The organism is Massilia sp. Soil_C_3, assembly GCF_057657035.1.
Genome location: NZ_JBDGJG010000009.1, coordinates 240,796 through 253,892, shown reverse-complemented (window position 1 = coordinate 253,892; position 13,097 = coordinate 240,796). Strand labels below are relative to the sequence as shown.

The 13,097-nt window shown below is 64.9% G+C and carries 10 protein-coding genes; 9 read left to right on the top strand and 1 reads right to left on the bottom strand.

Annotation, left to right across the window (positions count from 1 at the left end):
- Position 1 precedes the first annotated feature (1 nt).
- A complete protein-coding gene (locus tag AC3A6F_RS19955) occupies positions 2–1,213 on the bottom strand; it encodes a cation:proton antiporter (protein WP_487683960.1) in 1,212 nt (403 codons plus the stop codon).
- A gap of 256 nt (positions 1,214–1,469) precedes the next feature.
- On the opposite strand from AC3A6F_RS19955, the gene AC3A6F_RS19950 reads away from it, so the two are divergent.
- The 9 genes from AC3A6F_RS19950 (at position 1,470) to AC3A6F_RS19910 (ending at position 13,072) form a co-directional block, all read left to right on the top strand.
- Positions 1,470–2,720 (top strand): ABC transporter substrate-binding protein, encoded by a 1,251-nt coding sequence (locus AC3A6F_RS19950; protein ID WP_487683957.1) that lies wholly within the window; start codon positions 1,470–1,472, stop codon positions 2,718–2,720.
- Between the two features lie 4 nt (positions 2,721–2,724).
- Complete coding sequence (locus AC3A6F_RS19945; protein ID WP_487683954.1) at positions 2,725–3,618, top strand: carbohydrate ABC transporter permease; 894 nt, start codon at positions 2,725–2,727, stop codon at positions 3,616–3,618.
- 32 nt (positions 3,619–3,650) lie between these two features.
- Positions 3,651–4,511, top strand: a complete 861-nt coding sequence (locus AC3A6F_RS19940; RefSeq protein WP_487684183.1) for a carbohydrate ABC transporter permease — start codon at positions 3,651–3,653, stop codon at positions 4,509–4,511.
- Between the two features lie 13 nt (positions 4,512–4,524).
- Positions 4,525–5,571: an ABC transporter ATP-binding protein gene (locus AC3A6F_RS19935; protein WP_487683951.1), complete on the top strand. Its 1,047-nt coding sequence runs from the start codon at positions 4,525–4,527 to the stop codon at positions 5,569–5,571.
- 79 nt (positions 5,572–5,650) lie between these two features.
- Positions 5,651–6,712 carry a LacI family DNA-binding transcriptional regulator gene (locus AC3A6F_RS19930; protein ID WP_487683948.1) on the top strand — a complete coding sequence of 354 codons (1,062 nt, stop codon included), beginning with the start codon at positions 5,651–5,653 and terminating at the stop codon, positions 6,710–6,712.
- Positions 6,713–6,839: 127 nt separating this feature from the next.
- Positions 6,840–8,204 carry a GH1 family beta-glucosidase gene (locus AC3A6F_RS19925; RefSeq protein WP_487683945.1) on the top strand — a complete coding sequence of 455 codons (1,365 nt, stop codon included), beginning with the start codon at positions 6,840–6,842 and terminating at the stop codon, positions 8,202–8,204.
- Positions 8,205–8,254: 50 nt separating this feature from the next.
- A complete protein-coding gene (locus tag AC3A6F_RS19920) occupies positions 8,255–10,777 on the top strand; it encodes a glycoside hydrolase family 3 protein (RefSeq protein ID WP_487683942.1) in 2,523 nt (840 codons plus the stop codon).
- Positions 10,774–11,754 (top strand): glucokinase, encoded by a 981-nt coding sequence (locus AC3A6F_RS19915; protein WP_487683939.1) that lies wholly within the window; start codon positions 10,774–10,776, stop codon positions 11,752–11,754. Before AC3A6F_RS19920 ends, AC3A6F_RS19915 begins: the two co-directional genes overlap by 4 nt.
- 13 nt (positions 11,755–11,767) lie before the next feature.
- On the top strand, positions 11,768–13,072 hold the full coding sequence (locus AC3A6F_RS19910; RefSeq protein WP_487683936.1) for a sugar MFS transporter: 1,305 nt from the start codon (positions 11,768–11,770) through the stop codon (positions 13,070–13,072).
- Positions 13,073–13,097 lie beyond the last annotated feature (25 nt).

Sequence of the window (13,097 nt, the reverse complement as noted above, 5' to 3'; positions counted from 1 at the left end):
CTCATCTGGCTTTCAGCAATAGCTCTGCACCTTGCCGCAGCTTGGGATACACCACCGGAATCGTCATCATCGTGCTGCCGATCGCCATCAGCAGCAGCGCCGTGAACGTCTCGCTGGTAATGACGCCCTTGTCGAGCAAAATGTTCGAAAAGATGATCATGATCAGCGCCTTGGTCTGCAATAACCACCCAATGATCGAGGCCTCCTCTCTGCTCCAGCCAAGAATGCGTCCGGCGATGCGCACTCCCATCAGCTTGCCCGACACCGACGCTGCCAGCAGCACCGCCGCGGCAATGAACACCGCTGCCCCACCGACTGCCCAATTGGTGCGCAGTCCGGTGCTCAAAAAATAAACAGGCATCAACACCAGCAGCACATTGTGGCGCAAGAAATCGAGCTGCTTCTGATCAAACCAATCCGCATCCATCACCGCGCCGGCCAGGAACGCCCCCACCATATAGTGCAGCCCCGCCCAATCCGCAGCAAACCCGCAAATCACCAGCCAGACCAGCATCACGAACCACCGATCCCGCTCCGGAATACTCACCATCAAGCGCCGAAACAATTTGGTCGCCACGATAAACACCAGGAAGAACCCCAGCTGCCGCCCCACCCGCTCCCAATCGAGCAGAGTCAGCGCCAGCACGCCCCAGATGGCGATATCGTCCAGGCTCGCATACCGCAAAATCCTCTGCCCCAGCGGCTGTCTTAAAATCTCCAGCTTCTCCATCAGCAGAATCAGGATAGGCAGCGCGGTCACCGCACAAGCCATCCCCACGCCAAGCACGAACTGCCATCCCTGCGCCTCTGGCCCGATCCAGCCAGCAAACCCCAGCATCCCCGCCGCGACAACGCTGCCAAACACCAGCGGCACGCCCAGCGCCAGCCCGGCAGTGATACTGCTCTCGCGCCGATGCTCCCACGCCTTCTTGAGATCGAGCTCGATCCCCGCCAGCATCACGAAGATCATCACCGCCCACCAGGCGATTCCGTTCAGCGATTGAATGACCTGGGGATTGAAGACGAAGCTGTAATACTCCGGATACGCCTTGCCCAGCACGCCAGGCCCCAGCAGCACACCGGTAATGATCTGCACGATGACCAGCGGCGCCCAGTAATCGGTATTGCCGAGCCGCCAGATCAGGTAAGGAACGGCGAAGATCAGCAGCATCGCGATCAGGTAAATCTCGGTGGTGGCCATTGCGTTGTGCATGGTCGGTCTCTCAGTTAATTATTATGATGATGAGGTCGCCACACGACGGCATAGCGATACCCCTAGCTCCCCGGGAGTATCCTCGTAAATATGAGGCCCAAGCAACGCCCAACCTGAATCGTTCCTGAAGATTCATGCCAAAATGACATATTGCAAGTTTAATTTGACCCTGAATTAACGCGATGCTATAGTCGGGCCAAGCCGATGGTAACGTTTCCAAACTTACCAAAACAATAACGGCATCAATGGAGACAAGATGGTCACACCCCGCAACCTGGCTGCAGCCTGCGCATGGCTGTGCGCCGCTGCTTTCGCGCCAGGCTTCGCATTGGCCAACGCTGCCGCGCCCAAGGCGGAAGTCATCCACTGGTGGACCTCCGGTGGCGAATCCAGCGCCGTCAAGCAGGTCGCCCAAGCTTATCGCGCCGCAGGCGGCGTGTGGATCGACAGCGCCATCGCTGGCGGCGACCAGTCGCGCGCCGTCACCATCAACCGCATCATCGGCGGCAATCCGCCGACCGCCGCCCAGTTCAACACCTCCAAGCAGTTCACCGACGTCATCGAGCAGAACATGCTCAACAACGTCGACCTGGTCGCCAAGGCCCAGGACTGGGACCGCATCCTGCCCGAGCCGCTGATCGACGTGATCAAGCACGACGGCCACTACTACGCGGTGCCGCTCAACATCCACATGCAGACCTGGATCTGGTACTCGAAAGCCGCCTTCCAGAAGGCCGGCATCGACAAGGAACCGGCCAGCATCGACGAACTCTTCGCCGCCCTCGACAAGCTCAAAGCCGCCGGCCTGGTGCCGCTGGCCCACGGCGGCCAGTCGTGGCAGGAGACCGTGCTGTTCTCGGCCCTGCTGGCCAATATCGGCGGGCGTGAGTTGTATCTGAAAGTGATCCGCGACCGCGACCAGGCCACCATCCTGTCGCCACAGTTTCGCAATGTGCTGCTCACCTTCAAGCGCATGAAGTCCTATGTCGATCCCGGCTCGCCCGGCCGCAACTGGAACGACGCCACCGCGATGCTCATCGCTGGCCGCGCCGGCTTCCAGGTGATGGGCGACTGGGCCAAGGGCGAGTTCACCAATGCCGGCCAGCTGCCCGGCCAGCACTACGGCTGCATCCCCGGCCTCAAGCCCGACACGCCCTACCTGATGCAGGGCGACGTCTTCGTCTTCCCGCGCACGAACAAGGCTGACGCGATCAAGGCCCAGCAGCTGCTGGCCAACGTCGTGTCGCAGCCCGAGCTGCAGGTCTCGTTCAGCAAGCTGAAAGGCTCGATCCCGGTGCGTCTAGATGCCGATGCGTCGCAGCTCGACCTGTGCGCGCAGAAGGGCATCGAGATCATCAAGGACCGCAGCCGCCAGCTGGGCGTCACCGAGGTCTATCTGACCCCGGACCAGAACGGCGCCATGCAGGACATCCTGACCGCCTACTGGAATATGGACATGAACGTCGACCGGGTCCAGCGCAGCATCGCCAACGCCCTCAAATACTGACGCCATGCTTGCCCAACGCCTCCACGTCCGTCTTGCTCCCCACTTTGCCCTGCTGCCGATGGCGCTGGTGGTGCTGGGCGCCTACATCGGCGGCGCGCTGTGGACCTTGCGCACCTCGTTCACGGCCTCGCGCACCTTCCCGTCCGATAATTTCATCGGCGCGGCGCAGTACGTGCGCCTGTTCGACAACGAGCGCTGGCTACTGTCGCTGCACAACCTCGCCGTCTACGGCGTGGCCTTCATCGTCGCCTGCATGATCATCGGCTTTCTGCTGGCCGTCTTCATCGACCAGAACGTCAAGGGCGAAGGCCTGCTGCGCACCGTCTTCCTGTACCCGTACGCGATGTCCTTCATCGCCACCGGCCTCGTATGGCAATGGTTGCTGGCGCCCGGCAGCGGCATCGAAGGCGCCGTGCGCCAGATGGGATTTCCAGGCTTCTCGTTCGACTGGATCGTGCACCAGGACCTGGTGATCTACACCGTCGTGATTGCCACCGTGTGGCAGGCCTCGGGCCTGGTGATGGCGCTGATGCTGGCCGGCCTGCGCGGCATCGATCCCGAAATTTACAAGGCCGCGCGCCTGGACGGCATCCCGGCCTGGCGCGTGTATCTGCAGATCGTCCTGCCGATGCTGGGGCCGTCGGTTGCCACCGTGTTCCTGCTGCTGGCCACCGCGGTCGTGAAACTGTTCGACGCCGTGGTCGCGATGACCCAGGGCGGTCCCGGCATCGCCAGCGAAGTGCCGGCCAAGTTCATCATGGACCACCTGTTCCTGCGCTCGAACATCGGCCTGGCCTCGGCCGGCGCGGTCACGCTGCTGCTCCCGGTGCTGGCCCTGCTCGCGCCGTATGCCTATGCCCGTAGCCGCCGCGCGCGCCTGAACGGAGGCCACGCGTGAGCCACCATTCGCTGCGGGCGGTCGCGCCGCCCATGTCCGGCCAAACCACCCAGGCAGCACGCCGCAAGCGCCTGTTCACACCGGCGCGCCTCGGCGTCTACGCCTTCCTGTTCAGCGCCGCCCTGTTCTTCTTGCTGCCGCTGTACGTCATGATCATCACCTCGTTCAAGCCGATGGACGAGATCCGCATGGGGAACGTGTTTGCCCTGCCCGCTGCAGCCACGCTCGAGCCATGGCGCGCGGCCTGGGGCGCGGTGAGTCACGGTTTCTGGAATTCGGTGGCGATCGCCGTGCCCAGCACCGTGATTCCGATCCTGCTCGGCGCCGTCAACGGCTATGCGCTGTCGTTCTGGCGCCCGCGCGGCGCCAACCTGCTGTTCGGCGTGCTGCTGGCCGGCGCCTTCATTCCGGTGCAGGTCATGATCTATCCGCTGGTGTGGATGATGGCGCATGCCGGCGTGTTCGGTTCGCTGCCGGCCATCGTGGCCGTCCACGTCATCTTCGGCATGCCGCTCATGACACTCCTGTTCCGCAACTACTATGCCTCGGTGCCGCACGAGCTGTTCCAGGCCGCGCGCATCGACGGCGGCGGCTTCTGGCGCATTTTTATTCAAGTGATGCTGCCGATGTCGCTGCCGATCATCGTCGTGGCCGCGATCATGCAGGTCACCGGCGTCTGGAACGACTACATCCTGGGCCTGGTGTTCGCCGGTCGCGAGAACCTGCCGATGACGGTCCAGCTGAACAACGTGATCAACACCACCACCGGCACCCGCCTGTACAACGTCAATATGGCCGCGACCATCCTGACGGCCGCGGTGCCGCTGGCGATCTACTTCATCTCCGGACGCTGGTTCGTGCGCGGCATCGCCGCCGGCGCCGTGAAAGGCTAGGGTTAAACTCGCTATGTCGAACGTCCACCTGCGCAAACTGTGCATCACCCGCGGCAGCAACGAGATCATCCGCGATCTCGACCTGCAGATCGAGCCGGGCGAATTCCTCGTGCTGCTCGGGCCTTCGGGCTGCGGCAAGTCGACCCTGTTGCACAGCATCGCCGGCCTGATCGACCTGTCCGGCGGCGCAATCGAGATCGGCGGGCGCGACATGAGCTACGCCGACCCGAGCGAACGCGGCATCGGCATGGTGTTCCAGTCGTATGCGCTGTACCCGACCATGACGGTCGAGAAGAATATGTCGTTCGGCCTCAAAATCTCCGGCACGCCGAAGGCGGAAGTGCAGCGCCGCGTGCGCAAGACGGCCGAGATGCTGCAGCTCGACGCCCTGCTCGATCGCAAGCCATCGCAGCTCTCGGGCGGCCAGCGCCAGCGCGTCGCCATCGGCCGTGCGCTGGTGCGCGAAGCCGGCGTCTACCTGTTCGACGAGCCGCTGTCGAACCTCGACGCCAAGCTGCGCGCCGAACTGCGGCGCGAACTCAAAATGCTGCACCAGACGCTCGGTTCGACCATGATCTACGTGACCCACGACCAGGCCGAGGCGATGACGCTCGCGACCCGCATCGTGGTGATGCAGGCGGGGCGCATCCAGCAGATCGGCACGCCGGCCGAGGTGTATGACACGCCCGCCAACCGCTTCGTGGCGGGCTTTCTCGGCTCGCCATCGATGAATTTCATCGATGGAAGCGTCGATGCGCACGGCCGCTTCGGCGCCGGTGCAATCACGTTGCCATTCGCGGGCAGTGCTTCGGCCGGTGCGGTAACGCTGGCCGCGCGTCCGGAACACATCCACATCGACGACAACGGCCCCTTGAGCGCGACGGTCACCCTGGTCGAGCCGATGGGCAATCACCAGGTGGTGTGGCTCGACTGCGGTGGCCTGGCGCTGTCGTGCATCGAGCACGATGGACGTTCGCTGGCATCCGGCCAGACGGTACGCTTCGCGATCGACACGGGCCGTGTTTCGTTATTCGACCCTAAAAATGGGCAACGCTTATGACGGATGGGTGCCATCCGCACGCGGATGCAGTATGCTTGACGGTTGTTTTGATTAACTCATTGAACGGATAGGATCGCGGGTGGCGACAATCAAGGACGTAGCGCGGCTGGCTGGAGTAGGTCTCGGCACCGCCTCGCGCGTGGTCAGCGGCAAGGGCTCGGTATCGCCGGCCACGCTCGAACGCGTGCGCAAGGCGATCGACGAGCTGGGCTTCCGGCCCTCGCACGCGGCGCGCGCCCTGCTGTCCGGCACCAGCCGGATGGTCGGCGTCTACATCCCCGTGTTGTCCGGCACTTTCTACACGCCGATCCTGCAGATCATCGACACCGAGCTGCGCGCGGCCGGCCTGCACATGGTGGTCGCCTTCGGCGTCGGCCTGGGCGACGCGCGCAACCAGGCGATCGAGGGCATCGAGTTCCTGATCGAGCGCGGTTGCGATGGCCTGATCATGATGACCAGCGCCCTGCTCGACGAAGACATCGCGGCCCTCGGCGGCAAGCGGCGCCTGATCGTCGCGCTGAACCACGACTTCAAGGACATCCCGGAGCAGTGCTTCACGGTCGATCATGCGCAAGGCGGCAGGCTGGCGGCGCAGACCCTGCTCGAGCATGGCCACCGCGACATCGCCGTCATCGCCGGCCCCAGTGCGCTGGTCGACAACGTGGCCCGTATCGACGGCTTCATGCACGAGCTGAAGGACGCTGGCGTCGACACCGACAAGGTGTGGCTGGTCGAAAGCGACTTCTCGCCACAGGGCGGCTGGCATGCCGCCAAGGCCCTGGTCGAATCGAAGACGCCGTGCACCGCCCTGTTCTGCGCCAACGACGAGATGGCGGTCGGCGCCCTGTCGTACTTCCAGGAAGCCGGCATCAGCGTGCCGCGCGACCTGTCGGTGATCGGCTACGACGACACGCCGAGCGCGCAATTCTCGGCGCCGCGCCTGACGTCGGTGCACATGCCGTGGCGCGAGATGACGCAGAACGGCATCAACGCCCTGCTCAACCGCTGCTACGACCTGAAGCGCCCGGTGGCGCGCAGCTTCCCGGTCGACGTGACCATGCGCGCCTCGCTGGCCAGGGTCGGCGCCAAGGCGAAAAGCGACAAGAGCGGCAAGGGCAAAGGCAAGAGTAAAAGTGAGTGAGGCGTGTTTGCCTCATCCACGGCCGCATGCGGCCATTTTTTTGGCGCCAGACTGGAAAGCTTTCCAATGTCTTGTTAAGCTGTCCCAAAATTTAATTGAGTACAACACCAAAACCTGAAGCGAGACCATGACCACTGCCAACCGACCCGAGCCTTCCGCGCCGCAGCGCAGCGATTTTGCCCGCGATTTCCTGTGGGGCTGCGCCACCTCGTCGTACCAGATCGAAGGCGCCGGCCGTGAAGACGGCCGCGTGGAATCGATCTGGGACCGCTTCGCCGCCACCCCCGGCACGATCCGCGACGGCTCCGATGGCCTGGTGGCCTGCGACCACTATCACCGCTGGCCGGAAGACTTCGACATCGCGCGCGGCATGGGCCTGAACGCCTACCGCTTCTCGTTCGCCTGGCCGCGCATCTACACCGGCATCAAGGGCCAGCCGAACCAGAAGGGCCTGGACTTCTACTCGCGCCTGGTCGACGGCATGCTCGAACGGGACCTAGAACCATGGGCCACCTTGTACCATTGGGACCTGCCGCAGGCGCTGCAGGATGCGGGCGGCTGGGAAAACCGCGCCACCATCGACGCCTTCCTCGAGTACACCGACGCCATGACGCGCACGCTGGGTGACCGGGTCAAGCACTGGATCACCCACAACGAACCGTGGTGCACGGCCATCATCGGCAACTTCGAAGGCTGGCATGCGCCGGGCAAGACCGACCTCAAGGCCGCGCTGCAAGTCGCGCACAATGTGCTGGTCTCGCATGGCAAGGCGGTGCCGCTGATCCGCGCCAACGTGCCGGATGCGAAGGTGGGCATGGCGGTCAGCCTGCACCCGCTGCGCGCCGCCAGCGACAGCGAGCAAGACAAAGCCGCGATGGAGCGCCACGACGGCCTGCGCTACCGCTGGTTCCTCGACCCGCTGTTCGGCCGCGGCTATCCGGAAGCCACGCGCGAACGGTTCGGCGCCGCGGCGCCCGACGTCGCGCCAGGCGACATGGAAGCGATCGCCGTCAAGACCGACTTCATGGGCGTGAATTACTACTTCCCCGAAGTGGTCAAGCACGAAGCCGGCCACGCGCCGCTCGACGCGAAAGTGCTGCCGACCACCAGCGGCGAGATCACCGCGATGGGCTGGCCGGTGTCGCCGGAAGGCTTCACTGAACTGCTCACCCGCATCGAGAACGACTATCACCCGGGCCCGATGTACGTCACCGAGAACGGTTCGGCCTTCGAGGATAGCGTTGGCCCGGATGGCGAGATCGACGACGTCCAGCGCCGCCACTACCTGATGCGCCACCTGGCCGCCATGAAGGATGCGATCGACCAGGGCGCGCCGATCAAGGGCTATTTCGCCTGGAGCCTGCTCGACAACTTCGAATGGGCCGAGGGTTATCTGCGCCGCTTCGGCCTGGTGCACATCGATTACGCCACCCAGCAGCGCCGCCTGAAGAACAGCGGCAAATGGTATGGTTCCTTCCTGCGCCAGGAATGAGCCTCTACGAATAAGCGTTTATTTCAACGAACAATAAAGCGAGACAACCCATGACCTTCAAGCTTCGTCCTTCCACGCTGGCCCTCTCCATCGCCCTGGCCCTGCCGGCCATCTGCGGCGCCGCCGCTCCGGTCGACACCAGACTGGCCGACTGGCCGCGCGTGACCAGCGCCATCAAGAAGGACGACGCGATCGAGAAGCGGGTCCAGGAAATCGTCGGCAAGATGACCCTGGCCCAGAAGGTCGGCCAGATGACCCAGCCCGAGATCAAGACCACCAAGCCAGAGGATGTGACGAAGTACTACCTCGGTTCGGTTCTGAACGGCGGCGGCAGCTGGCCAAACAATAACAAGGCGGCCGACGCGAAAGAATGGCTGGCGCTGGCCCAGGCCTACCACGAGGCCTCGATGAAGACCGATATGGCGATCAAGGTGCCGGTGGTGTGGGGCACGGATGCGGTCCATGGCCACAACAACGTGCCGGGCGCCACCCTGTTCCCGCACAATATCGGCCTGGGCGCGGCGCGCAATCCGCAGCTGATGCGCGAGATCGGCGCCGCCACCGCCAGGGCGGTGCGCGCGACCGGCATCGCCTGGGTGTTCGGCCCGACCCTGGCCGTGGTGCGCGACGACCGCTGGGGCCGTACCTACGAAAGCTATGCCGAGCATCCGGAAGTGGTGCGCAGCTATGCCGGCGAATACGTCAAGGGCATGCAGGGCGCATTCAAGGACGACGCCAACACCATCGCCACCGCCAAGCACTTCATCGGCGACGGCGGCACCAGGAACGGCAAGGACCGCGGCGTGACCGAGACCACCGAGCGCGACCTGATCAACATCCACGGCGCCGGCTACTTCCCGGCCCTGGAGGCGGGCGCCCAGACCGTGATGTCCTCGTTTAACAGCTGGACCGACACGGCCAGCGGCAAGGCGTACGGCAAGCTCCATGGCAGCAAGTATGCGCTGACCGACATCCTCAAGGTCAAGATGGGCTTCGACGGCTTTGTCGTCACCGACTGGAACGGCATCGGCGAAGTGACGGGCTGCCGCAACGACAGCTGCGCCCAGGCGATCAACGCCGGCAACGACATGATCATGGTGCCGGACGACTGGAAGGCCTTCATCGCCAATACCATCAAGCAGGTCGAAGCAGGCGAGATCCCGATGTCGCGCATCGATGACGCCGTGTCGCGCATCATCCGCGTCAAGCTGCGCGCCGGCCTGTTCGACAAGAGCCCGGTGCAGAACGCCTATGCCGGCAAGGACGACGCCATGCAGGCGCGCGCGTTGGCGCGCCAGGCGGTGCGCGAATCGCTGGTGCTGCTCAAGAACGAAGGGCCCGCCCTGCCCCTCAAGCGCGGCCAGAAGATCCTCGTGGTGGGCAAGAGCGCCGACGAGCTGTCGAACCAGAGCGGCGGCTGGTCGATCACCTGGCAGGGCACCGCCACTACCAATGCCGACTTCAAGAATGCCGACACCATCCTGACCGGCATCCGTGAAGCGGCCGGCAAGGACAACGTCACCTTCAGCCTCGATGCGAAAGGCGTCGACGTGTCGAAATTCGACGTCGTGGTCGCCGTCATCGGCGAGCGTCCGTATGCCGAAGGCGATGGCGACATCCACCCGTCCGGCACCTTGCGCCACAGCAGCCGCTATCCGGAAGACCTCGCCGTGCTGAAAGCCGTCGGCGGCAAGGGCAAGCCGGTGGTCACGGTGATGGTCACCGGCCGTCCGGTATTCGCCAACGACCTGCTCAACCTCTCGGACACCTTCATCTCGGCCTGGCTGCCGGGCTCCGAGGGCAAGGGCGTGTCGGACCTGCTGGTCGAAGGCCAGCAGCGCCACGACTTCCGCGGCGTGCTGCCGTTCTCGTGGCCGAAGTCGGCCTGCCAGATCAAGCTGAACGTGGGCGACAAGGATTACGCGCCGCTGTTCGCCTACGGTTATGGCTTGAAGGTCGCCACCCGTTCCAAGCTGGGTAAACTCGATGAAAGCTATCCGCAAGGCGGCTGCAGCGCCGGCAACACCTTCCCCGTGTTCAGCCAGGCCGACCGCCTGAGCTATCCACTGGCGATCCGCTCCGGCCAGCAGACCACCGTGCTCGGCGCCGACCTGAACGCCAGCTTCAAGCTGCCGAACATTACCGTCACCACCGCCCAGGTCAATACCCAGCAGGACGCAAAGCTCGGCGCCTGGACCGGCCCGGCCACGCTGGAAGCACGCGGCGCACGCGCCATCGTGCTGCCGGCTGCTGCCGTCAAGGATGGCGCGCTGCGCTTCGACACCATCGTCGCCAAGGCGCCGGCCGGCAAGGTGACGCTGTCGATGCGCCAGGGTTCCACCAGCGTCGACCTGGATGCGACCGCCCTGTTCAAGCGCCTGGCCGTCGGCGCCAAGAACACCGTCGCGATTCCGCTGTCGTGCTTCCAGGCCAAGGGCCTCGACCTGGCCAAGGTCGATACGCCGTTCGCCGTCACCAGCGATGCCGCATTCTCGGCGGCCTTCGCCAATATCGAGATCGCCGGCGGCGCGGCCAAGGAAGCAGGCGCCGTGCAGTGCGGTGAACTGAAATGACGCAAGAGGTGACCACTGGGCTGCGGCTGCTGGCCGACGTCGGCGGCACCAACGCGCGCTTCGCCCTGCAGTCGGCTGCGGGCGCGGGGTTCGACGACATCGAGGTGCTGGCCGCCGCCGGCTACCCGAGCCTGGGCGAGGCGATGCGCGCTTACCTGGCCAATGCCAGGGTGCGCGGATTCGCGGTCGACACCGTTCGCCATGCGGCGATCGCGATCGCCAATCCGGTCGAGGGCGACGAGATCAAGATGACCAATCATCACTGGAGCTTTTCGATCGAAGCCTTGCGCGTCGAACTGGGCTTGACTACCCTGCTGATGGTGAACGACTTCGCCGCGCTGGCGATGTCGCTGCCGCACCTGGCCCAGGACGGCCGCCGGCAGATCGGCGGCGGCATCGAGTTGCCGAACCGGACGATCGGCCTGGTCGGCCCCGGCACCGGCCTTGGCGTCTCGGGCGTGGTGCCGGCGGGCGAGCGCTGGATCCCGCTGTCCGGCGAAGGGGGTCACGTCAGTTTCGCGCCCGTCACCCGCGACGAAGTGTCGATCCTGGAAGCGCTGTGGGGAGAATACGGCCACGTCTCGGCCGAGCGCCTGCTGTCCGGGATGGGCATGGAGCTGATCCACTGGGCCCGCACCGGCAAGCGTCTCAAGGCGCCCGACATCACGGCGGCGGCGCTGGACGGGTCATCGAGCGATTGCCGCGGCTCGGTCGACGTGTTCTGCGCCATCCTGGGCAGCGTGGCCGGCAACGTCGCGCTGACCCTCGGCGCAACCGGCGGCGTGTATATCGGTGGCGGCATCGTGCCGCGCCTGGGACCCATCTTCGAACAATCGGCATTCCGCGCGCGCTTCGAGGACAAGGGGCGTCTCGGCGACTATCTGTCGCGCATCCCGACCTACCTGATCACCGAACAATATCCCGCGCTGCGCGGGGTTTCGGCTATGCTGTCGGGTCATATCGCTACTCTGCAATAACAACGGAGACTCCATGCAGAACCCAATCCAGAACCCCACCGTGGCCAGCGCGGCCGTGGAAGGGGAGCGCAACCAGCACACCGGTGCGCTGGTCATCGTCACCATCCTGTTCTTCATGTGGGGCCTGATCACGTCGCTGAACGACGTCCTGATCCCGCACCTGAAGTCGATCTACACCCTCACCTACATGCAGGCGATGCTGGTGCAGTTCTGCTTCTTCGGCGCCTATTTCATCGTTTCGCTGCCGGCCGGCGCCCTGATCCGCCGCCTGGGTTACCAGAATGGCGCGGTCACCGGCCTCTTGATCGCGGCCGCCGGCTGCGCCCTGTTCTACCCTGCCTCGAACGGCGGCTACGGCATGTTCCTGTTCGCGCTGTTCGTGCTGGCCAGCGGCATCACCATCCTGCAGGTGGCCGCCAATCCCTACGTCACCGCCCTCGGACCGGCGCGCACCGCGGCCAGCCGCCTGACCCTGACCCAGGCCTTCAACTCGCTCGGCACCACCGTGGCGCCGGCGCTGGGCGGCATCCTGATCCTGTCGACCGTGGTGCTCTCGGCCGACCAGCTGGCGTTGCTGCCGGAAACCGAACAGGCCGCGCACCGTGCGGCCGAAGCCGCCGCCGTGCAAGGCCCCTACCTTGGCCTGGCCGCCGCACTGGTGCTGCTGGCGGTGATGTTCGCCATGGCGCGCCTGCCGAAGATCGCCTTCGAAGAATCGACCGCCGCGGTCGACGCCAAGGGCGGCGCGATGTCGTACCGCCACCTGGTATTGGGCGCGCTGGGCATCTTCCTGTACGTCGGCGCCGAGGTGAGCATCGGCAGCTTCCTGATCAACTTCATCGGCGAGCCGCACATCGCCGGCCTGTCGCACGCCGATGCGGCGCGCTACGTCAGCATGTACTGGGGCGGCGCCCTGGTCGGCCGCTTCATCGGCTTCGCCGTGATGCGTTATGTGAGCCCGGGCAAATCGCTGGCGGTCACCGCGCTCGGTTCGATCGCGCTGGTCCTGACCGCGACCTTCACCGAGGGCAGCCTGGCGATGTGGGCAATCGTGGCGGTGGGCCTGTGCAACTCGATCATGTTCCCGACCATCTTCAGCATGGCGCTGCATGGCCTGGGCAAGTTCACCGGCCAGGGCTCGGGCATCCTGTGCATGGCCATCGTCGGCGGCGCCGTGGTGCCGTTCGCGCAGGGCATCCTGGCCGACACCATCGGCCTGCAGATCTCCTTCCTGGTGCCGGCGGCCTGCTACCTGTTCATCATGTACTACGGCGTGAAGTACGCCAATCTGCACAAGCAGAAGGTCGCGGCCGAGTAAGCGCAGCCAGTCAGCCTGAACACCG

What these genes read in the sequence shown, in the direction of transcription:
- AC3A6F_RS19955 (WP_487683960.1), bottom strand. Translation starts at nt 1,213, where the DNA reads ATGCACAACGCAATGGCCACCACCGAGATTTACCTGATCGCGATGCTG.
- AC3A6F_RS19950 (WP_487683957.1), top strand. Translation starts at nt 1,470, where the DNA reads ATGGTCACACCCCGCAACCTGGCTGCAGCCTGCGCATGGCTGTGCGCC.
- AC3A6F_RS19945 (WP_487683954.1), top strand. Translation starts at nt 2,725, where the DNA reads ATGCTTGCCCAACGCCTCCACGTCCGTCTTGCTCCCCACTTTGCCCTG.
- AC3A6F_RS19940 (WP_487684183.1), top strand. Translation starts at nt 3,651, where the DNA reads ATGTCCGGCCAAACCACCCAGGCAGCACGCCGCAAGCGCCTGTTCACA.
- AC3A6F_RS19935 (WP_487683951.1), top strand. Translation starts at nt 4,525, where the DNA reads ATGTCGAACGTCCACCTGCGCAAACTGTGCATCACCCGCGGCAGCAAC.
- AC3A6F_RS19925 (WP_487683945.1), top strand. Translation starts at nt 6,840, where the DNA reads ATGACCACTGCCAACCGACCCGAGCCTTCCGCGCCGCAGCGCAGCGAT.
- AC3A6F_RS19920 (WP_487683942.1), top strand. Translation starts at nt 8,255, where the DNA reads ATGACCTTCAAGCTTCGTCCTTCCACGCTGGCCCTCTCCATCGCCCTG.
- AC3A6F_RS19915 (WP_487683939.1), top strand. Translation starts at nt 10,774, where the DNA reads ATGACGCAAGAGGTGACCACTGGGCTGCGGCTGCTGGCCGACGTCGGC.
- AC3A6F_RS19910 (WP_487683936.1), top strand. Translation starts at nt 11,768, where the DNA reads ATGCAGAACCCAATCCAGAACCCCACCGTGGCCAGCGCGGCCGTGGAA.